Source organism: Roseateles sp. P1_C6, assembly GCF_056406315.1.
In genome coordinates, this window is the sequence record NZ_JBFUAK010000005.1 from 44303 (window position 1) to 65127 (window position 20825).

12 protein-coding genes are annotated in these 20825 nt (G+C 71.4%); 6 read left to right on the forward strand and 6 right to left on the reverse strand.

Features of this window, described 5'->3' with window-relative positions; genetic code table 11:
- The first annotated feature begins 131 nt into the window (after positions 1-131).
- A complete protein-coding gene (locus tag AC1D29_RS11685; protein WP_477897392.1) occupies positions 132-3461 on the forward strand; it encodes a hybrid sensor histidine kinase/response regulator in 3330 nt (1109 codons plus the stop codon).
- On the opposite strand, the gene AC1D29_RS11690 is transcribed toward AC1D29_RS11685, so the two are convergent.
- Positions 3427-4443: a sensor domain-containing diguanylate cyclase gene (locus AC1D29_RS11690; protein WP_477897395.1), complete on the reverse strand. Its 1017-nt coding sequence runs from the start codon at positions 4441-4443 to the stop codon at positions 3427-3429. The two genes, AC1D29_RS11685 and AC1D29_RS11690, sit on opposite strands and share 35 nt — an antisense overlap.
- A 92-nt stretch (positions 4444-4535) precedes the next feature.
- On the reverse strand, positions 4536-5006 hold the full coding sequence (locus AC1D29_RS11695) for an Lrp/AsnC family transcriptional regulator (protein WP_477897397.1): 471 nt from the start codon (positions 5004-5006) through the stop codon (positions 4536-4538).
- A 110-nt stretch (positions 5007-5116) separates the two neighbouring features.
- On the opposite strand from AC1D29_RS11695, the gene AC1D29_RS11700 reads away from it, so the two are divergent.
- Positions 5117-8656, forward strand: a complete 3540-nt coding sequence (locus AC1D29_RS11700; RefSeq protein ID WP_477897399.1) for an indolepyruvate ferredoxin oxidoreductase family protein — start codon at positions 5117-5119, stop codon at positions 8654-8656.
- 37 nt (positions 8657-8693) lie between these two features.
- Here AC1D29_RS11700 and AC1D29_RS11705 read toward each other — a convergent pair whose 3' ends face one another.
- Complete coding sequence (locus tag AC1D29_RS11705) at positions 8694-9239, reverse strand: DinB family protein (protein ID WP_477897401.1); 546 nt, start codon at positions 9237-9239, stop codon at positions 8694-8696.
- A gap of 131 nt (positions 9240-9370) precedes the next feature.
- Between AC1D29_RS11705 and AC1D29_RS11710 the strand changes: the two genes are divergently transcribed.
- Both AC1D29_RS11710 and AC1D29_RS11715 read left to right on the forward strand, forming a co-directional pair.
- The gene (locus tag AC1D29_RS11710) at positions 9371-12088 is read left to right on the forward strand and encodes a sensor domain-containing diguanylate cyclase (RefSeq protein ID WP_477897403.1); all 2718 of its coding nucleotides are present in this window, start codon (positions 9371-9373) and stop codon (positions 12086-12088) included.
- Between the two features lie 45 nt (positions 12089-12133).
- Complete coding sequence (locus AC1D29_RS11715; protein ID WP_477897405.1) at positions 12134-13267, forward strand: ABC transporter substrate-binding protein; 1134 nt, start codon at positions 12134-12136, stop codon at positions 13265-13267.
- Positions 13268-13307: 40 nt separating this feature from the next.
- Here the strand turns inward: AC1D29_RS11715 and AC1D29_RS11720 are convergent, their stop codons facing one another.
- A complete protein-coding gene (locus AC1D29_RS11720; protein ID WP_477897407.1) occupies positions 13308-13751 on the reverse strand; it encodes an Lrp/AsnC family transcriptional regulator in 444 nt (147 codons plus the stop codon).
- Between the two features lie 84 nt (positions 13752-13835).
- On the opposite strand from AC1D29_RS11720, the gene AC1D29_RS11725 reads away from it, so the two are divergent.
- Both AC1D29_RS11725 and AC1D29_RS11730 read left to right on the forward strand, forming a co-directional pair.
- Entirely contained in the window at positions 13836-14426 is a 591-nt protein-coding gene (locus AC1D29_RS11725) for a LysE family translocator (RefSeq protein WP_477897409.1), read from the forward strand.
- Between the two features lie 104 nt (positions 14427-14530).
- Complete coding sequence (locus AC1D29_RS11730; RefSeq protein WP_477897411.1) at positions 14531-17113, forward strand: ATP-binding protein; 2583 nt, start codon at positions 14531-14533, stop codon at positions 17111-17113.
- Between the two features lie 19 nt (positions 17114-17132).
- Here AC1D29_RS11730 and AC1D29_RS11735 read toward each other — a convergent pair whose 3' ends face one another.
- Both AC1D29_RS11735 and AC1D29_RS11740 read right to left on the reverse strand, forming a co-directional pair.
- On the reverse strand, positions 17133-18068 hold the full coding sequence (locus tag AC1D29_RS11735) for a transglutaminase family protein (RefSeq protein WP_477898296.1): 936 nt from the start codon (positions 18066-18068) through the stop codon (positions 17133-17135).
- Entirely contained in the window at positions 18059-20788 is a 2730-nt protein-coding gene (locus AC1D29_RS11740) for a circularly permuted type 2 ATP-grasp protein (RefSeq protein WP_477897413.1), read from the reverse strand. The genes AC1D29_RS11735 and AC1D29_RS11740 overlap by 10 nt, the downstream gene beginning before the upstream one ends.
- Positions 20789-20825 lie beyond the last annotated feature (37 nt).

Genomic DNA, 20825 nt, shown 5'->3' on the forward strand with positions numbered 1-20825 from the left:
CCGGGACGGCGATGCTTGCCGGCCTGACCGGCAAGCACATCGCCATGCCGGGCCGGCTTGGGAGCGGCCCGGCGCCCGGCCCGCAAATGACAGGCGTCGCGCACCGCGCGATGCGCATGGGAGCCACTGACATGCGCCTGCGCCCGGCCCTGATGACCTGCGTGATCGCGGCGCTCGCGGTGGTCGGGCTGCGGCTGACGACGATCGCCATCGAGCGCCAGTTCTCCGAGCGCAACGACAGGTTGCGCGAGGCGGTCGAGGTCATCGCCCGCGACGCCGCCGGCCTGCTGGTGCTGACGCAGGACTACGGGCTGCACCAGAACGAGCGCGCGGCGCGGCAATGGAACCTGGTGCACGTGCGGCTGACGCGCGCGCTGACCGACTACGCCGACACCGACGCGGCCAGCGCCGCCCAGGTCAACGACTTGCAGGACACCGCACGCACGCTGCCGCAGATCTTCACCGCGCTGCGCAGCGCCACGGTCCGCGATGACCTGGACGCACTGGCCCGACGCGAGACGCTGACCGACCAACTGGTCAACGAGACGCGCCGCGTCAGCGACGGCGCCTTCGACCTGTCGCGCACGCTGGCCGAGGCGCGCCGCCACGACGCGGTGCGCCAGCGCTGGCTGGCCGTGGCGACACAGGCGACGCTGCTGGCGCTGACGCTGGTGCTGGCCGGCCTGCTGCTGCGCCGCGTGCTGTCGCCCATCGACCGGCTGCGCCGCGTCGCGCAGGCCGTGGAGGGCGGCGACCTGGCCGCGCGCAGCGCGCTGCAGAGCAAGGACGAACTGGGCCAGCTGTCGCAGGCGCTGGACGCGATGACGGCGGCGCTGCAGCAGCGCGACGGGGCGCTGCGCGATTCCAACCGCCAGCTGGCGCGCAACGAGGCCTTCCTGACGCGCGCCGGGCAGATCGCCGGCGTGGGCGGCTGGGAGCTGGACCTGGCCAGCGGCCACGTCACGTGGTCCGCCCAGACCCATGCCATCCACGGCGTCCCGGTAGGGGCCGAGATCGACGGCGAGGCGGTGATGCGCAGCTTCATGCCGGAGTCCGAGCAGCGGCTGCGCGAGGCGATGGCGCAGGCCGCGCAGACGGGCGAGGGCTGGGACCTGGAGCTGCAGCTGCTGACGCCGGCCGGCGAGCTGCGCTGGCTGCGCTCCGTCGGCGCGGCGCAGCGCGACAGCGATGGCCCGGTGGCGCGCCTGGTGGGCGCCGTGCAGGACGTGACCGAGCGGCGCGCCGCCGCCGACGCGCTGCGCCACGCCATGCAGGTGGCCGACGCGGCGAGCGCGGCCAAGAGCGAGTTCCTGGCCAACATGAGCCACGAGATCCGCACGCCGATGAACGCCGTCATGGGCCTGACCTTTCTGCTCGAACGCAGCGCGCTGGACCCGGCCCAGCGCGAGCTGCTGGACAAGATCGCCAGCGCCAGCCGCTCGCTGCTGGACGTCATCAACGCGGTGCTGGACCTGTCCAAGATCGAGGCCGGCGAGATGGCGCTGGAGGCCGCACCCTTCGACCCGCGCGCACTGCTCCAGGACATCACCAGCCTGTTCCAGCCCCAGGCGGAGACCAAGGGCATCACGCTGCAGCTGGCCGTCGACGCCGGCCCGCCGCCGCTGCCCGCCCTGCTGCTGGGCGACGCGGCGCGGCTGCGCCAGATCGTCAACAACCTGGTCTCCAACGCGATCAAGTTCACCGCCGAGGGCGATGTGTGCCTCACCGCGCGCTGCGCCGATGCCAGCACGTCACGGGTGTCGCTGGAGATCGCCGTCGAGGACAGCGGCATCGGCATCCCGGCCGAGGCCTTGTCGCGCCTCTTCACGCCCTTCACGCAGGCCGACAGCTCCACGTCCCGGCGCTACGGCGGCACGGGCCTGGGCCTGTCCATCGTCAAGCAGCTGTGCGACCTGATGGGCGGCCAGGTCGGCGTCAGCAGCAGCCCCGGTGCGGGCACGCGCTTCGTCGTGCGCCTGCCGTTCGAGCTGGCCACACCGGCGCCGGGGCTGACGCTGCCGGCGCGGCCGCTGGCACTGCTGCTGGCCAGCGACGACGCGACCCAGCGCGACGCGCTGCAGCGCCTGTGCGCCGACCTGGGCTGGCAGACCGTCGCGTTGGCCGACGTGGCCGCGCTGCGCAACGCGCTGGATACAGCGCCACCCGACGTGCTGCTGCTGGACCACCGCCTGCTGCAGGCGCTGCCGCCGGCCGAGCAGCAAGCCCTGCAGGAGCGCCTGGCCGCCCTGCCCTGCGTGCAGATGAGCCGCGCGTCGGCCACGACCGGCGTGGGCCGGCTGCGCCTGCCCGCCGACGTGTCCAGCCTGTTCAACGCCGTGCATGCGGTGCTGGCCGCAAGCGGCGCGGCCCAGTCGCTGCTGGCGAGCGCGCGCGAGGCCTCCGCCGTGCAGCTGCTGAGCGGCGTGCGCGTGCTGGTGGCCGACGACAGCGTCATCAACCTCGAGGTGGCCCAGCGCATCCTCGAACAGGAGGGCGCGCACGTGGCGCTGGCGCGCGACGGCGCCGCGGCCGTCGCGCTGCTGGGGGACGCCCCCGACGGCTTCGACGCGGTGCTGATGGACGTGCAGATGCCGGTGCTGGACGGCCTGGCGGCCGCGCGGCGCATCCGCACCGAGCTGGGCCTGCACGAGCTGCCCATCCTCGCGCTGACGGCCGGCGCGCTGCTCAGCGAACGCCAGCGCGCGCTGGAGGCCGGCATGAACGGCTTCATCAGCAAGCCCTTCGACCCGGCCGGCCTGGTGCTGCTGCTGCGCCAGCATGTCGAGCAGGTGCAGGGCCGCCGCCTGCCGGTGACGGCGCGCGTGGCCGAGGTCGAGGACGCCGACCCCTGGCCCTGGTTCGACGGCATCGCCCGCGACGAGGCGCGCCAGCGGCTGCTGGGCGACGCCAACTTCTTCGCCCGGCTGCTGGAGCGGCTGCTCGACGAGTTCGGCGACCTGGCGGACGCGCCACCGACGCCGCCCGACCCCGCCGAGCTGGCGGCGCGACTGCACAAGCTCGGCGGCGGCGCGGGCCTGTTGGCAGCGCAGCCGCTGCATGCGGCCGTCCAGCGCGCCGAGGCCGCGGCGCGCGCCGGCGGCCCCTTCGACGTGGAACTGGCCCAGGTGCAGCGCCTGCTGACCGAGCTGACGGCCGAGGCCCGGCCCTGGCTGCAGCGCCACCGCGCCGCCCAGGCGGCTCAGGACGCCCGCGATGCCGCGGCCGCAGCGCCGGCCGGCCCGCCGGACCCCGCCGCGTTGGCGCGGCTGCGCGAGGCACTGCAGTCGCGCGACCTGGCCGCGCTGGACTTGTTCGAGCCACTGGCACCGGCGCTGCGCGCGGCCACCGGCGAGGCCGATTTCGAGCGGCTGCGCGAGGCGATCAAGCGGCTGGACTTCGGCACCGCGCTCGACGCCCTCGGTGCGGTCAGTGCTGCGCCGCCTGGCGCCGCGCCAGCTTGACGCGATACATCGCCGCGTCGGACTGGCGCAGCGCTTCCTCCACGCCGGCCTGCTGCGGGTCCAGGCAGGCGACGCCCACGCTCGCGCCTTCGTAGGCAATGCTGGCCGGACCGGCCGGGTACTGGCCGACCGTGGCGTGGGTCAGGCGCCGACGCAGCAGCTCGGCGGCCGCGGCACCGTCTTCGCTGAGCTTGGGCCCCAGGCCGACGACGACGAACTCGTCGCCGCCCATGCGCGCCAGCACGTCACCGCTGCGCAACGAGGCCTTCAGCCTGGCGGCGATGCCGCGCAGGAACTCGTCGCCGGCGTCGTGGCCGTGGCTGTCGTTGACCTGCTTGAAGCCGTCCAGGTCAATGGCGCCGGCCAGCAGCCAGCTGCCAGTGCGCTGGGCCACCGAGGCCAGGCGCACCAGCTCCTGCATCAGCGCCCGGCGGTTCATCAGGCCGGTCAGCGAATCGGTCAGCGCCTGGGTCTGCAGCTCGGCATTGGCGCGCTGCAACTCCTCGACGAGGCGCTCACGCGCGACATGCTGCTCGATGAGGCCGGCGAACAGGCGCAGCACATGCCCGGCCTCGCCGGTCAGCGGTCGGCGCTGCGAGCTGGCGGCGCACAGCGTGCCGTACAGCGCGCCGTCATCGGTGCGCACCGGCGTGCTGACATAGGTCTGTATGCCCAGATCACGCGCGGCGCCGGAGTCGCCCCAGATGCCGGCGACGTCGTCGGTGAAGGGGCGGTCTTCATCCAGCGCCCGCTTGCACAGCGTGTCGCCCCAGGGCACAGACAAGCCCTCGGGGATCTGCAGGTCGCGTGAGTTGCGCGCGTACAGCACATGCTGCAGGCCTTCGGTCAGGTTGACCGTCGTCAGGTAGGTCGACTCCAGGCCCGTCACGGCCTCGAGCATCTCCAGCAACGGCCGGGTCAGGTCTTCCAGCGTGCGGGCCGTCTTGACGGAATCGGAAAGCTGGGCGAAGAAGGAGTCCATGGGGGGTGATGAGTAGCGACCGGCGGACTGTAGGCATGCCGCCGCGCCTCGCCAAGCAATGAGATTTCTCGTTTCAGGGCCGGCGGCTGGGCTCAGCCCACCGGCAGCGCCGTCTCGTACTTGACCTCGCGCAGCACGACGTTGCTGCGCACGCTGGACACGCCCGGCAGCTTGAAGATGTGCTGCTGCAGGAACAGGTCGTAGGCCTTCATGTCGGCGGCGACGACCTTGATGACGTAGTCGGCCTCGCCGGTGATGGCATGGCATTCGATGATCTCGCGGCGCGTGCCGACCAGGCGCTCGAACTGCTCCACCGCGCCCTCGCTGTGCCGCACCAGGCTGACGTTGGCCAGCACGCAGATGGACAGGCCGACCTTCTCGCGGTCCACCAGCACGACATGGCCGCGGATGACGCCGCGGTCCTCCAGCTCCTTCACGCGCCGCCACACGGGCGTGGCCGACAGGCCGACCTTGTCGGCCAGCGCCTGGGTGCTCAGTCGCGCATCGGCCTGCAGCGCTTCCAGGATCTGAAGGCTGGCACGGTCGAACTCGTTTGTTTCCATGAAACCCCTCTTTGGAGAAGAATCATCTCATTTGCCACGCACCGCACCGGCAATGAGGCAAGTTCTTCCGGCCTCTGCGAGGAAGAATTTCCCGCCCTCCAGGAGCCTGCATGTCTGACGTCCTTCCCGCCCTGCGCCCCTACCAGCTCAGCGACAACCTCGCCGCCACGACGGGCGCGGTCTTCCTGACCGGCACGCAGGCGCTGGTGCGGCTGTTGCTCGCGCAGAAGGCGCAGGACGAACGCGGGGGCCTGAAGACGGCGGGCTTCGTCTCCGGCTACCGCGGCTCGCCGCTGGGCATGGTGGATCAGCAGCTGTGGAAGGCGAAGAAGTTCCTGGAGAAGGCGCACGTCGAGTTCCTGCCCGCCATCAACGAGGACCTGGCCGCGACCGCGTGTCTTGGCGTGCAGCGCGTGGCGCTGGACCCGCAGCGCACCGTCGATGGCGTGTTCGCGATGTGGTACGGCAAGGGGCCGGGCGTGGACCGTTCGGGCGACGCGCTGAAGCACGGCAACGTCTACGGCACCAGCAAGCAAGGCGGCGTGCTGGTGGTCTGCGGTGACGACCACGGCTGCGTGTCCAGCAGCACGCCGCACCAGAGCGACCAGGCGCTGCAGGCCTGGAGCATGCCGCTGGTGCATCCGGCCAACGTGGCCGAGTACCTGGAGTTCGGCCTGTATGGCTGGGCGCTGAGCCGTTTCTCGGGCGCCTGGGTGGGCTTCAAGGCGATCTCGGAGGTCGTCGAGAGCGGCATGACGGTGGACCTGGACAGCGTCGCGCTGGACTTCGAACGCCCGGTCGACTACGAGGCGCCGACCAACCTGCACATCCGCTCGGTGGACCTGCCGTCGCTGGAGCTGGAGTCGCGCCTGGCGCACAAGCTGGACGCGGTGAAGGCCTTCGCCCGCGTCAACAGCATCGACAAGCACATCGTCACCAGCCCGGCCGCGACGCTGGGCATCGTCACGGTCGGCAAGGCGCACTACGATTTCATGGAAGTGCTGCGCCGGTTGGACCTGGACCCAAACGCGCTGGCCGCGGCCGGCGTGCGCGTCTACAAGGTGGGTCTGGTGTTCCCGCTGGAGCCGACGCGCATCACCGAGTTCTGCAGCAACCTGACCGACGTGCTGGTCATCGAGGAGAAGGGCCCGGTCGTCGAGCGCCAGATCAAGGAGCTGCTGTACCACCTGCCCGAGTTCCAGCGCCCGCGCGTCGTCGGCAAGACGGACGAGCATGGCGCCGCCGTGCTGAGCGCCCTGGGCGAGCTGCGCCCCAGCCGCATCATGGGCACGGTGGCCGACTGGCTGGCGCGGCTGAACCCGGCGCTGGACCGCCGCCACCTGGTGGTCGACTTCCTGACGCCCTGCCTGCTGAGCAACGCCGCCGACGGCGTGCGCCGCCAGCCCTACTTCTGCTCGGGCTGCCCGCACAACACCAGCACCAAGCTGCCCGAGGGCTCGCGGGCCCTCGCCGGCATCGGCTGCCACTTCATGGCCAGCTGGATGGAGCGCGGCACGTCGGGCCTGATCCAGATGGGCGCCGAGGGCGTGGACTGGGCCGCGCACTCGCGCTTCACCAAAGAGAAGCACGTCTTCCAGAACCTGGGCGACGGCACCTACTACCACTCGGGGTATCTCGCCATCCGCCAGGCGATCGCGGCCAAGACCAACATCACCTACAAGATCCTCTACAACGACGCGGTGGCGATGACCGGTGGCCAGCCGGTGGACGGCCAGACCAGCGTGCCGCAGATCGCGCGCCAGGTCGAGGCCGAGGGCGTCAAGCGCCTGGTGGTGGTGTCCGACGAGATCGGCAAGTACGACGGCCACCACGGCCTGTTCCCCACCGGCACGACCTTCCACGACCGCAGCGCGCTGGACGCCGTGCAGCGCGAGCTGCGCGAGATCGAAGGCGTGACCGTGCTGATCTACGACCAGACCTGCGCGGCCGAGAAGCGCCGCCGCCGCAAGAAGAAGGAATTCCCGGACCCGCCGAAGCGCATCTTCATCAACGAGGCCGTCTGCGAAGGCTGCGGCGACTGCGGCGTGGCGTCGAACTGCCTGAGCGTGGTGCCGGTGGAGACCGACTGGGGCCGCAAGCGCGCCATCGAGCAGAGCAGCTGCAACAAGGACTTCTCCTGCGTGAACGGCTTCTGCCCCAGCTTCGTGTCGGTGCACGAGCCGGTGCTGAAGAAGAAGGCCGGCGCGAGCTACACGGCGCAAGACCTGGCGCGCGAGATTGCTGCCATCCAGCCCCCTGCGAGCTGGCACTGGACGGGGCCGTTTGACCTGCTGGTCACCGGCGTCGGTGGCACGGGCGTCGTCACGGTCGGCGCGTTGGTGTCGATGGCCGCGCACCTGGAAGGCAAGCAGGCGTCGGTGCTGGACTTCATGGGCTTTGCGCAGAAGGGCGGCGCGGTGCTCTCCTTCGTGCGCGTGGCGCCGACGCTGGACCTGCTGAACCAGGTGCGCATCGACACCCAGCAGGCCGACGTGCTGCTGGCCTGCGACATGGTCGTTGGCGCGTCGCCCGATGCGCTGGGCACGGTCAAGCCCGGCCGCACGGTCATCCTCGCCAACACGCACGAGCTGCCCACCGCCGGCTTCGTGCGCAACCCGGATGCATCGCTGCAAGGGGACTCGCTGCTGGCCAAGATGAAGTTCGCCGTCGGCGAGCAGGGCACGTTGGACACCATCGACGCGCAAGACATCTCGCAGCGCCTGATGGGCGACACGCTGCCCAGCAACATCATCATGCTGGGCGCCTGCTGGCAGCGCGGGCTGATCCCCGTCAGCGAGGCGGCGCTGATGCGCGCCATCGAACTGAACGGCGTGGCGGCCGAAGCCAACAAGACCGCTTTCGCGCTGGGGCGCCTGGCCATCGCCGCGCCGGACGCGATCCAGCGCCTCGCCGGTCAGGCCAACGTCGTCAAGCTCTTCAACTTCGACCAGCTCGACGGCCCTGACGGCCTGATCGCACGGCGCGTGAAGTTCCTGACGGACTACCAGGACGCCGCCTACGGCCAGCGCTACCGCGCGCTGGTCGACCGCGTGCGCGCCGCCGAGTCCGCGCTCGCCAAGGGCCAACGCCTGACCCAGGCCGTGGCCCGCTACTACGCCAAGCTGCTGGCCATCAAGGACGAGTACGAGGTCGCGCGGCTGTACACCGACGGCCGCTTCGAGGCGGCGATGAAGGACCAGTTCGAGAACTGGGAATCCCTGAGCTTCCACCTCGCGCCGCCGCTGATCTCCAGGCCCGGCGCCGACGGCCGCGCGAAAAAGATCGAGCTGGGCTCGTGGACCTTCACCGCCTTCAAATGGCTCGCCAAGTTCAAGGGCCTGCGCGGCGGCGCGCTGGACATCTTCGGCAAGACCGAGGAACGCCGCATGGAGCGCCAGCTGATCGCCGACTACGAGGCGCTGGTCGACGACATCCTGGCTTCACTGACGGCCGACAACCTGAACACCGCGGTCGAGCTGACCCGCCTGCCCGAGAAGATCCGCGGTTATGGCCACGTGAAGCATGCCAATGTCGTGGCAGTGAAGACCCAGTGGCAGTCGCTGCTGGACCGCTTCCACGGCCGCGCGGTCGAGGTCGTGGCCCAGCCGGTCGCGATGCCGGTGCGGGTCAAGGGCGTGGCGGAACTCTGAGCGACGCCTGGCGCGCAGCCAGGCGGGTGGCCAAGGCTCAGACCGGTTCGGCCCACCCGAGGGCGGCCATGTCCTCAACCCGGTGGACCTTGTCCCCCAGCATGATGAAGTCATCCAGCTGTGGCGGCTTCACCGACGTGCCCGACAACATCGCATGCGCCTGGCCGCGGTGGTGGGTCTGGTGCATGAAGAGGTGGCCCAGCACCCGCGCCAGCGGCTCGCGCGGGCCGGCCGCGATGCCGGCGCCGCGGTCGAAGGCGACGATGCGCTCGTCGTCGGCAGGCGTCAGCGTCTCGCAGAGCGCGATCAGCCGCTGGTCGCTGGCGTCCTGCCGCTCGGCCAGCTCGGCCGCCGTCTTCGCCGGCACATAGCTGGCCCAGATGGCACGCATGGCCTCGTCGCCATGCAGCGCGGCGATGTAGTAGTGGTCCACGTTCAAAACGTGGTTCAGTGTCAACGCCAGGCTGGGGAAGAAGCTCACACGTGGCGCGTGGAAGTCGGCTTCGCTCAGCTGCGCCACGACGCCCAGCAGGCGGCGGTTGGCGAGGCGGTTGGCGCGGGCTTGGATGAGGTGCAGATTCATAGCGACGCGATTGTGCGCGGCCCAGGCGTGGACAGTGCACGCCTTGACCCGCCACGGGGCTGACGGCGCCTGCCGGAAATGCTTCAATCGCCGTGCGGCGTTGCAACCACGGCAAAAGAAAAGAGACAAGCTTGCGCATCGGAGACGGCTACACCGGGCCAGAGATGGTCAGCACCACCGCGTGGGTCGCGGCGGCGGCGGTGTTGTCCATCGGCCTGGCCCTGACGGCCGCGGCGGTCATCTGGCAGCAGCAGAACGCCAGCGCCGAGGCCCGCAGCCTGCAGGGGCGCCAGGTCGAGCGGCTGCAATCCGACCTGGTCAAGCGGCTGACGATGCCGGTTTACGGCCTGAAAGGCGCACGCGGCGCGCTGGCGGCGCTGGAAGGCAAGTTCACCCGTGCCGCCTTCGATGCCTATGTCGAGTCGCGCGACCTGCCCAAGGAGTTTCCCGGCGTGCGCGGCTTCGGTTTCATCGAGCGGGTGGAACGCCGCAACCTGGATGCCTTCGTCGCCGCCCGCCAGCGCGACGGCGCCATGGAATTCCGCGTGCATGGCTCGGGCCAGGACCCGACGCTGTACGTCGTCACGCAGATCTCGCCGTTCTCGCGCAACTTCTCGGCCTGGGGCATCGACTCGGGTGCGAACCCGGTGCGCCGCCAGGCCATAGAGCAGGCCATCGACAGCGGCGAGGCGACGCTGTCCAGCCCCGTGCGGCTGGTGCAGGACCCGTTGAAGGGCCCGGGGTTTCTGCTGCTCGTGCCGGTCTACCGGGAGGGGCATGACCCCGGCAACCCGGCCGAGCGCAGAGCGGCCTTGCAAGGCCTGTTGTACGCGCCCATGGTGGCCAACGACATGCTGCGCGGCGTTGCCGAGCCCGCCATGTCGCTGTTGGACCTGAAGCTGTCCGCGCGCACCGTGGACGGCGAGTGGCAACCCCTGCTCGCGACGCGTGGGGGCGAGACGCTGCCGCCCGAGGACGCCGCGGAGTATTCGCTGGCCGAGGCGTCGACGGCGGAGTCGCTGCGCTTCTCGGTCGCCGGGCGCGAGTTCCAGCTCGACAGCGCACTGACGCACGACGCCACCATGCGCCTGCTGGGCCTGTCCGGCCTGGGCCTGGAGCTGGGCGGCGCGGCGCTGAGCCTGCTGCTGGCCGTGACGGTCTATCTGCTGGCCGCCGGGCGCGCGCGGGCCGAGCAGATGGCGCGCGGCATGACGGCCGACCTGACCCGGCTGGCAATGGTGGCCAGCCACACGACGAATGCGGTGCTGATCACCGACCCCGAGCGGCGTATCACCTGGGTCAACGACGGCTTCACGCGGCTGAGCGGCTACACCAGTGCCGAGGCGCTGGGCAAGCTGCCCAGCGAGCTGCTGCACAGCGAGCTCACCGATGCCGACGCCGTGCACGGCATGCGCGAGGCGATGAATGTGGGCCTGGGTTGCAAGGTCGAGTTGATCCACCGCAGCAAGTGGGGCCGGGACTATTGGGTCGACATCGAGATCCAGCCGCTGCGCGACGAGAGCGAGGCGCTGAGCGGCTTCATGGTCATCGAGTCCGACATCACGGCGCGCAAGGCGCTGCAGGCCCAGGCCGACGAGGCCCGCCAGAGCCTACAAGACCTCTACGACAACGCGCCCTGCGCCTACTACGCGCTGGACAGCCAGGGCCGCTTCCTGCAGATCAATGCGCTGGGCGTGAGCTGGCTGGGCTTCACGGCGACCGAGCTGATCGGCCGCATGAGCCCGCGCGACTTCTTCACCGACGAGGGCCGCGTGCTGTTCGATGCGGCCTTCCCGCGCTTCATGCGCGAGGGGCGGGTGTCGGGGCTGGAGTTCGACGTCACCGGCCGCGATGGCCAGACCCGCCGCGTCAGCCTGTCGGCCACGGCCATCTACGCCGCCGACGGCGGCTACCTGCGCAGCCGCTCGGTGATGTTCGACATCAGCGAGACGCATCGCATCCGCCAACAGCTGCACCAGCTGACGCTCGATCAAGAGGCCATGCTGGAAAGCGACCTGGTCGGCATCGTCAAGCTGCGCGACCGCAAGGCCGTCTGGCGCAACCACGCCGTGGAGCGCATGTTCGGCTACGACGACGGCGAACTGCTGGGCACCGCGGCCCGCCTGCTGTACGTCGACGACGCCGCGTACACGACGCTGGGCGCCACGGCCTACCCGCAGCTGCGCGCCGGTGGGCGCTTTCGCACGCAGCTGCAGATGCGGCGCAAGGATGGCTCGCTGATCTGGGTGGACCTCTCCGGCATCGAGCTGCCCGGCAGCGACGGCGCCTCGCTGTGGATGATGGTGGATATCACGCAAAGCAAGGCCTACGAGGCGCGCATGGAGCGGGCCGCGCTGCACGACGCGCTGACCGGCCTGCCCAACCGCCTACTGCTGGCCGACCGCCTCAAGCAGGCCATCGCCAGCGCCGAGCGCACCGGCCATGTCTTTGCGCTGGCCTACCTGGACCTGAACGGCTTCAAGCAGATCAACGACAGCCACGGCCACGACGCCGGCGACGAGGTGCTGAAGGCCGTGGCCGCACGACTGCAGGCGGGGCTGCGCGCCACCGACACGGTGGCCCGCCTGGGCGGGGACGAATTCGTCGTGCTGCTGACGCCGGCACAGGCGCCGGCCGAGGCGGAGCCGGTGCTGAACCGCCTGCTGGACGCGCTGATCCAGCCCATCACGCTGAGCAGCGGGGTGCAGGTGGCGGTGGGCAGCAGCCTGGGCCTGGCCCACTTCCCCGAAGACGGCCGCACGCCGGATTCGCTAATGCGCCAAGCCGACGAAGAAATGTTTGCTAACAAACGTGCCGGTCGCCTGCGCACAAGCACCAGCAAGACCTGATTTTTTTCACACGTTGGTGGGGCCAACCTCGCAGATCATGCGGGTATGCACACTCGTCGCCGCTTCCACCAACTCGCCATCGCCGGCCTCAGCCTGCCGGCCCTCAGTCTCAGCCATGCCCAGGAGCGCCGCGCCATCGTGCTCGGCCAGTCGGTGCCGCTGACCGGCCCGGCCGCCCAGCTCGGCCTGCAGATGCAGCTGGGTGCCAAGGCCTACTTCGACGCGATCAACACGGGCGGCGGCGTCGCTGGCCTGCCCATCGTGCTGAAGACGCTGGACGACGGCTACGACCCCGCACGCTGCAAGGCCAACACCGAGAAGTTCATCCAGGAAGACGTGTTCGCGCTGTTCGGCTATGTCGGCACGCCCACCTCGCTGGCCGCGCTGCCGCTGGCCACGGCCGCCAAGATCCCGTTCGTCGCGCCCTTCACCGGCGCCGAATCGCTGCGCGACCCGTTCAACAAGCTGGTGTTCCACATCCGCGCCAGCTACTACGACGAGACCGAACTGATCGTCAAACAGCTGACGCAACTCGACCAGAAGAAGATCGCCGTCTTCCACCAGAACGACGCGTACGGCCAGGCCGGCCTGAAGGGCGTGATGCGTGCGCTCGAAAAACGCGGGCTGCAGCCGGTGGCCGTGGCCACCGTGGAACGCAACAGCGTGGATGTGGCCGCCGCGCTGAAGACGCTGGTACCGGCGCAGCCCGAGGCCATCGTGCAGATCAGCGCCTACAAGAGCTGCGCGGCCTTCATCCGCGAGGCACGCAAGGCCGGGTACTTCGGCCAGTTCTACAACGTTTCCTTCGTCGGCACCCAGGCGCTGGCGGACGAACTGGGCAAGGACGCCGCCGGCGTCGTCGTCTCGCAGGTCATGCCCTCGCCGTTTGGCACCGCCGCCGGCCTGGTCAACGAGTACCAGCAGGCGCTGCACAAGTTCGACCCCAAGGCCGAGCCCAACTACACCAGCATCGAGGGCTACCTGGCCGCCCGCGTGATGGTGGACGCACTGCGCCGCACCGGCGGCAAGCCCAGCCGCGAGGCGCTGATCGGTGCGCTGGAAAGCCTGTCCGGCTACGACTCACGCGGCTACCACCTGGCCTTCTCGCCCACCAAGCACGTCGGCTCCAACTTCGTCGAGCTGTCGATGCTGACCGCTGACGGCAAAGTCAAGCGCTGAAGCCCCCTCGCCCGCTGCCGCCGCGCCGCACGCCGGCGGATCAGCCGCGCTCGTCCTTGGGCGAGTCCATGACGATGTAGCTCGTGATCATGCTGACCTGCGGCAGCCCGCCCAGCACGTCGGCGTGGAAGCGCTTGTAGGCGGCCAGGTCGGGCACCTCGACGCGCAGCAGGTACTCGAAGGCGCCGGTCACGTTGTGGCATTCGCGCACGACCGGGCAGTCGCGCATCGCCTGCTCGAAGCCCTGCTGCTCCGCCAGCGTGTGGCGCGACAGGCCGATGGCCACGTAGGCGAAAAAGCCCAGGCCCAGCCGCGCCGGGTCCAGCACCGCGCGATAACCCTTGATGACGCCCAGCCGCTCCAGTTCCTGCACGCGGCGCAGGCAGGCCGAGGGGCTGAGGGCGATGCGTTGCGCCAGCTCGGCGTTGGTGACGCGGCCGTCCCTGACCAGTTCACGCAATATTTTCTCGTCGATCGCATCCATGGCCGCAGATGATTGCACACCAACGGCGCGGCGCACCGCAGAACGCAAGCCCATTCGCCGCCCGGTTGCCTAGAGTTGCGCCCCATGGAAACCAGCGCCACGATCATCGCCTTGACCGGCTTCGCCTTCGTCACCTCCGTCACGCCGGGCCCCAACAACCTGATGCTGCTGGCCTCGGGCACGCGCTTCGGCTGGCGGCGCAGCCTGCCGCATCTGCTGGGCATCTCCTTCGGCTTCGGCGTCATGCTGGTCCTCGTGGGCCTGGGGCTCGGCCAGGTGTTCACGCGCTACCCCGCGCTGCACGACGTGCTGAAGTGGGCCAGCCTGGCCTATCTGCTCTACCTGGCCTACAAGGTCGCCACCGCGGCGCCGCCGACGGCCGGCGACGGCCAGGCGCAAGGCCGGCCCATGGGCTTTGGCGCCGCGGCACTGTTCCAGGTCATAAACCCCAAGGCCTGGGCCATGGCGCTGACCGCCGTGACGGCCTACGGCGACCTGGGCATCGCGGCCGTGACAGCCATCTTCGTGCTCGTCAACCTGCCTTGCTGCGGCTCCTGGGCACTGCTGGGCGAGCAGATGCGCCGCTGGCTGCACCGGCCGCGCGCGCTGCAGGCCTTCAACTGGGGTGCCGCGGCGCTGATGGTCGCATCGGTGCTGCCGCTGCTGCAACACTGAACCGGCGAGACAGGGTGTGCCGCTCTATCATCGACCGCCAAGCATTAGAAAAAGCTGTTAGCCGCTGAGCCTGGCACAGGCGGCCGAGGGAGACCCGACCGCCCATGCCCGCCGCTGAACCTCTGGCTCGCAGGGCCCTGCCCTGGCTGCTGTTCGCAGCCACGCTGGTGGTGACGCTGGCGTTGGCAGCCTGGTCCGTCATGCGCAACGCGGCCGACCGCAAGGCGCTGTTCGAGCGCCACACCGAGGCCTTCCGCCTGTCGCTGACGGGCGCCGTGCGCAGCCATCTGGACATCCTGCCCGGCCTGCGCCTGGCCGCGAGCGGCGCGCAGCGGCTGGATGACGCGCAGTTTTCTCGTTATGCCGACACCATGCTCGGCACGGGGCGCTACGCAGGCCTAACGCTGAGCTTCATCGCCGAGCGCGTCGAGGCGGCCGGGCGCGACGCCTACGTCGAGCGCGTGCGCGCCGACCGCAGCATCGACCCTGCCGGCCACCCGGGCTTTGACATCCAGCCTTCCGGCACGCGGCCCGAGTACATGCTGCTGCGCCACCAACTGCCGCGCGACCCGCTCAGCGACGGCTACGACCTCTACGACCCCGGCCAGCCCTACCGCCAGGCCGTCGAACGCGCCATTGCCGACGGCGGCCTGGTGGCCACCGCGCCCTTGCTGCTGGCACGCGACCGCCACCGCCCGCCGCACCCCGAGCTGAGCCACGTGGTCGTGCGCGCGGCCACCTACCGCAGCGACCACCTGCCGGGCGGCACTGCGGCACGGCGCGCGGCCGCCACCGGCGTGGTCGGCATCGCGCTGCGCACCACGGCCCTCGTGCGCAGCGCCCTGCCCCCCGAACTGGCCAGCCCGGCCCGTGTGCGCGTGACCGACCAGGACGCCGCCGGCGCCGCAGCCGTCTACGACAGCGAACCAGGCGCCGCACCCGCTGCCCAGGCCCAGCGCTTCGCACTGAACGTCGCGGACCGGCGCTGGCTGGTCGAAGTGGCGCCGGCGCCGCTGGCCTGGTGGCGGGACGTCGACGAGGGCACCGCCGCCTTGCTGGCGGCAGGGCTGGTCTGCGCGGCGTCGCTGGCGACGCTGACGGCCGGGCTGTCCCGCGGGCGTCGGCGCGCCGAAGCCCGCGTGCGCGAGGGTCTGGCGCGGCTGGAGGCCGAGAAGGCCCAGCTGGCACGCAGCGAAACACGCCTGCGCCTGCTCTTCGAGCACAGCCTGGACGCGGTGCTCAACACCCGGCCCGGCGGCGGTGTCATCGCCGCCAACCGTGCCGCCTGCGAGCTGTTCGGCCGCAGCGAAGCCGAGTTCATCGCCGCCGGCCGCGCCGACCTGCTGGACCTCGAGGACCCGCGCCTGCCCGAGCTGATGGCCCAGCGCAATGCCACCGGCCGCACGCGCGGACAGATCCGCATGCGCCGCGGCGACGGCAGCCTGTTCGAGGCCGAGGTCAGCTCCATGAGCTACCAGGACAGCGACGGCAGCGGCCTGGCCAGCGTCATCGTGCGCGACCTCACGCCCAGCCTGAGCGCCGCCGCCGAGCGGCAGCGGCTGGAGGCGCAGCTGCGCCACGCACAGAAGATGCAGGCCATCGGCACGCTCGCGGGCGGCATCGCGCACGACTTCAACAACGTGCTTGCCGTCGTGCTGGGCGGCACGGCGCTGCTGGACACCGACCTCGCCGACGACCACGCCGGCCGGCCGCACCTGCAGCGCATCCGCCAGGCCGGCCTGCGCGCCCGCACGCTGGTGCAGCAGTTGCTCACCTTCGGCCGCCCGTCCGCCGAGGGGCGCTGGGCGCAGCCGCTGCAACCGCTGGTGCAGGAAGCGCTGGCGCTGCTGCGCCTGAGCCTGCCGGTCACCGTGACGCTGGACGTGCAGCTGACGGACGCCCCGGTGCACGTCGTCACCGAGCCCACGCAGATCCAGCAGGTGCTGCTGAACCTGTGCAACAACGCGTGGCAGGCCATGCCGGGCCACCAGGGCCGCATCGAGATCACGCTGGAGGCACGGATGCTGGACGACCGGCCCTGGGCGCGCCTGGGCGTGCAGGACGACGGCGCCGGCATGGATGCCGCGCTGCGCGAGCGAATCTTCGAACCCTTCTTCACGACCAAGGTCGCAGGCCAGGGCACGGGCCTGGGGCTGGCGATGGTGCACGGCATCATCACCGGCCACGGTGGCCGCATCGAGGTCAGCTCGGCGCCGGGGCACGGCAGCCTCTTCGAGATCTGGCTCCCCGTCGTCGCCGCGACCGCCGCCGAAACCACAGCCGAGCCCACCAGCGCCGCCGCCGCGCGCGGCCAGGGCCAACGCATCCTTTACCTGGACGACGACGAGGTGCTGAGGCTGACCGTCGCCGCGTTGCTGGAGCGCCAGGGCTACCGCGTCGAGACCCACGCCGACCCGGAGGCCGCGTTGGCGGCCGTGGCTGCCACGCCCGCCGCGATCGACCTGGTCGTGACCGACTACAACATGCCGCAGATGTCCGGCCTGGCGGTGGCCCGGGCCGTGCGGCAGCTGCACCCCGCATTGCCGGTGCTCATCGTCACGGGCCAGGTGAGCGACGCGCTGCGCGCCGACAGCGCGGCGCTGCCCGGCGTGGGCCTGTGTGCCAAGGAGTTCATCGACGAGCAGTTGGCCGCGCAGGTGGCGGTGCTGCTCGCACAGCGGCGTTGAGCGGCGACGTGCGCGCTGCTCAGCCCGTCACGGGCTCGACGCTGACGCTGACGCCCAGCTTGGCCACGCCGCCCCCGCGCAGCACGCCGCGCAGCGGCGCCACGTCGGCGTAGTCGCGGCCCCAGGCCAGCGTGACATGGTCCAGGCCCGCGGGCACGGCGTTGGTCGGGTCCAGCGCCAGCCAGCCCTGCTCTGGGCACCACAGCTCCACCCAGGCATGCGACGCGTCGGCGCCGACCAGGCGCGGCTGGCCGGCCGGAGGGTGGGTCAGCAGGTAGCCGGACACATAGCGCGCCGCGAGGCCCAGCGAGCGGCAGGCAGCGATGAAGACATGGGCGAAGTCCTGGCAGACGCCGCTGCGCTGCGCCAGCGCGTCGGCGGCGCGCGTCGCGACCGTCGTGCTCTCGGGCACGTAGCGCAGGTCGGTGTGGATCTGGTGCATCAGCGACAGCCCGCCGGCCGCCAGCGTGCGGCCGGGCGAGAAGGCGCGGCGTGCGTAGGCGGTCAGCGTGGCGTCGGGCGCGGCGTAGGTGGAGGCGAGCGCGAACTCGTCGGCGGCCTGCAGCGCGCGGCCGGCGCGGTAGCGCAGGCTGGCCGCCACCGCCTCCCAGGACGGGCCGCGGCCGGGCTCGGGCGCCGGGCGAGCGCTCAGTGCGGCCTCGAAGCGGCTGTCGACGACGAGGAGCTCATGCACGCGCGAATGGCCGAAGCTCAGGTGCCGGTTGCCCCAGGGGTCGCGACGCAGATGGCGGGCCAGCTCGGCGGCGTCCAGCTCCAGGCCCTCGACGCCCCAGCCATCGGGCAAGGGGTCGATGTTGAGGCGCCAGCCGTGCACGGTCTGCCACGGCGTGTCGCGCGGCGCCAGGCAGGCCGCGTGATAGGCCCACTCGACCGAGTCCTCGTAGGTGTACTCGGTGACATGGTGGACGGCCAGGCGCACGTCGCTCACTGCCAGACCCTCTGCTCGGCGCCGATGACATGCGCGAAGTAACGCTGGCTGATCAGGCTGGACAGCTCGCCGGCCTGCGCGGCCGCGCGCTTCAGGTGCTCGACCAGGGCCGGGCCGGGCGCGGCCAGCTCGGCCAGCGGCCAGGCTTCGGGCACGGGCAGCTCGGCGCCGACGTCCGCGGCCCAGCCGGGGTCGTGGCGCGCCAGCTTGGCGAAGCGGTCGCGCAGCGTGCGCGCCACCCAAGCCAGCGAGCGCGGGTTGTCGGTGTCGTGCACCAGCAGGTGCAGCAGCGGCGGCGCCTCGCGGCGCGCCTGGAACTGCGCGCGGTAGGTGATGGTGGAGTCGAACACGCCCAGCAGCAGGCCGAAGCCGTCCTCGCTGAGAGCCAGAGATTGTGTGTGCCCCCAGGTCGGGCCTTCGCCCAGCCCGCCCCCCGAGGGGGTCAAGGAAGCTGGAAGCGACCCGGCGCTTCCTTGCGCGAAGGTCTCGGCCAGCACCTCGGCGTGGAAGGACAGCCGCTCGATCTGCCGGCCGATGGACAGCAGCCGCCAGCCGTCGTCGCGCGTCATGCGGTCGGTCTGCGCGCCGGTGATGGCGGCCAGATGCGTGTCGGCACGGGCCAGCACATTGAGCACGTCGGTCACCGACGCGCTGGGGCCGGGGCGGTCCAGCACGGCGCGCAGGTGCTGCTCGAACTGCGCCGCCGTCTCGTGGATGAGGCGCCAGGCCTCGGGCGACAGGCGCTCGCGCAGCGCCTGGGCGCAGCCCTGCAGCGCGCGCAGGTTCCAGCCGACGCTGGTGACGCCCGAGCTGGTCAGCAGCGAGCTCAGCAGCGCGCGCTCGAAGCCGCGCGGGTCGTCGTCGGCCTTGGGCGCCCGCGGGCCGACCAGGCCGTGGCGGCGCGCCAGCGCGTCCAGCAGCGGCAGCATGGGCGGCGGCATGGCGCCGCGCTGGACCATGACGCTGGCCTCGATGACATGACGCGCCAGCCGCGCGCTGTTCTCGGCGCGCTCGGTGTAGCGGCCCAGCCAGAACAGGTTCTCCGCGGCGCGGCTGGTCACGGTCCAGTGCACCTGCGCCAGGTCGGCGGGCTGCAGCGGCTGCGCCAGCAACGTCGTCGCGTCGACCTCGCCGTCGGTCATGACCCAGGTGTCGGCGCTCAGGGAGCCGCGCTGGATGGACAGCCAGGCGTCGGCCAGCGGGTCGCGGCGCGGTGCCACGCGCGTCAGGCCGCCGGGCAGCACCTTCCAGCCACCGTGGCCGTCGCACAGCGCGAAGACGCGCAGCACGGCCACGCGCGGCTCCAGCGCACCGCGTGTCCAGACCGGCTGCTTGGTCGGCTTCACGCGCGCCTGCAGCGTGTAGGCGGTGGGGTCGGCGTCGATGCGCGCGGCCAGGTCGCGCAGCGCCTCGTCACTGAGCTCGGCGGCGACGATGGGGGCGAAGCTGCGCGTGGTGCTGCTGGCCGAGAAGGTCGGCACGGCGATGAACTCCGCCAGCCGCGGCCGCAGCGCGCGCCAGGCACTCTCCTCGCCGCACCACCAGCTCTGGATGGCCGGCAGCGCCAGCTCCTCGCCCAGCACCGCCTCGGCCACGCCGGGCCAGAAGGCCGTCAGACCCGGGCTTTCCAGCCAGCCGGAGCCGGGTGTGTTGGCCAGCACCACCTCGCCGGCGCGCACGGCCTGCAGCAGGCCCGGCACGCCGAGGATGGAGTCGGGGCGCAGCTCCAGCGGGTCCAGCCAGGTGTCGTCGACGCGGCGCAGCAGCACGTGCACGCGCTCCAGGCCGGCCAGCGTCTTCAGGTAGACCTTGTCGGCGCGCACGGTCAGGTCGGCGCCCTCCACCAGCGTGATGCCGAGGTAGCGCGCCAGGAAGGCCTGTTCGAAATAGGTCTCGTTGCGCGGCCCGGGGGTCAGCAGCGCGACGCGGCTGCGCTCGCCGGCGGGCGACAGCTTGGTCAGCGCCTGGATGAAGTCGCGATAGCTGGCGGCCAGCCGCTGCACGGCCATCTGCCGGAAGGCTTCCGGGAACTGCTGCGCAATGATGAGGCGATTCTCCAGCACATAGCCCAGACCCGAAGCGGCCTGCGTGCGCTGGCCCACCACCCACCAGTGACCGTCGGCACAACGCGTCAGGTCGAAGGCCAGCACATGCAGGTGCACGCCACCGGCCGGCTCGCTGCCATGCATGGCGCGCAGGTATTGCGGGTGGGCCAGCACCAGCGAGGCCGGCAGCAGGCCTTGCTGCAGCAGGTGGCGCTCGCCGTAGGTGTCGGCCATGACGGCATTCAAGAGCCGTGCGCGCTGGGCGATGCCGGCCTCGATGTGGCGCCACTCGTCAGGCTCGATCAGCATGGGCAGCAGCTCGAGCGGCCAGTGGCGGGCCAGCGGCGCGCCCTCGCGGCCCGTCTCGCCCGGCAGCGGCGGCGCGTCGCTGTGCACGTTGTAGCTGGCGCCGTCCTCCAGCACGCGGCGCTGCACGCGCAAGGCCTTGGCGCTCAGCTCCTGCCAGCCTGCCGCGCCGCCGGCCTCGAAGAAGCGCCGCCAGCGTTCGCTCAGACCCGCCTGCGGCTCGCCGGCATGGTTGACCTGGCCGGTCAGCTCGTAGAAATGACCATCGCGGCTGCGCAGCGCGGCCGATGCGGCCTGGGCCAGCGGGTCGGGGGCGGGCGGCTCTTCCGGCTCGTCGGGGAGCAGGCTCCATTGACTGGGCGTGAGCTCAGACATGGCGGCGGGCGGCGAGTCGGGTGGGGGCAGGCATGGG

What these genes read in the sequence shown, in the direction of transcription:
- AC1D29_RS11685 (WP_477897392.1), top strand. Translation starts at nt 132, where the DNA reads ATGCGCCTGCGCCCGGCCCTGATGACCTGCGTGATCGCGGCGCTCGCG.
- AC1D29_RS11690 (WP_477897395.1), bottom strand. Translation starts at nt 4,443, where the DNA reads ATGGACTCCTTCTTCGCCCAGCTTTCCGATTCCGTCAAGACGGCCCGC.
- AC1D29_RS11695 (WP_477897397.1), bottom strand. Translation starts at nt 5,006, where the DNA reads ATGGAAACAAACGAGTTCGACCGTGCCAGCCTTCAGATCCTGGAAGCG.
- AC1D29_RS11700 (WP_477897399.1), top strand. Translation starts at nt 5,117, where the DNA reads ATGTCTGACGTCCTTCCCGCCCTGCGCCCCTACCAGCTCAGCGACAAC.
- AC1D29_RS11705 (WP_477897401.1), bottom strand. Translation starts at nt 9,239, where the DNA reads ATGAATCTGCACCTCATCCAAGCCCGCGCCAACCGCCTCGCCAACCGC.
- AC1D29_RS11715 (WP_477897405.1), top strand. Translation starts at nt 12,134, where the DNA reads ATGCACACTCGTCGCCGCTTCCACCAACTCGCCATCGCCGGCCTCAGC.
- AC1D29_RS11720 (WP_477897407.1), bottom strand. Translation starts at nt 13,751, where the DNA reads ATGGATGCGATCGACGAGAAAATATTGCGTGAACTGGTCAGGGACGGC.
- AC1D29_RS11725 (WP_477897409.1), top strand. Translation starts at nt 13,836, where the DNA reads ATGGAAACCAGCGCCACGATCATCGCCTTGACCGGCTTCGCCTTCGTC.
- AC1D29_RS11730 (WP_477897411.1), top strand. Translation starts at nt 14,531, where the DNA reads ATGCCCGCCGCTGAACCTCTGGCTCGCAGGGCCCTGCCCTGGCTGCTG.
- AC1D29_RS11740 (WP_477897413.1), bottom strand. Translation starts at nt 20,788, where the DNA reads ATGTCTGAGCTCACGCCCAGTCAATGGAGCCTGCTCCCCGACGAGCCG.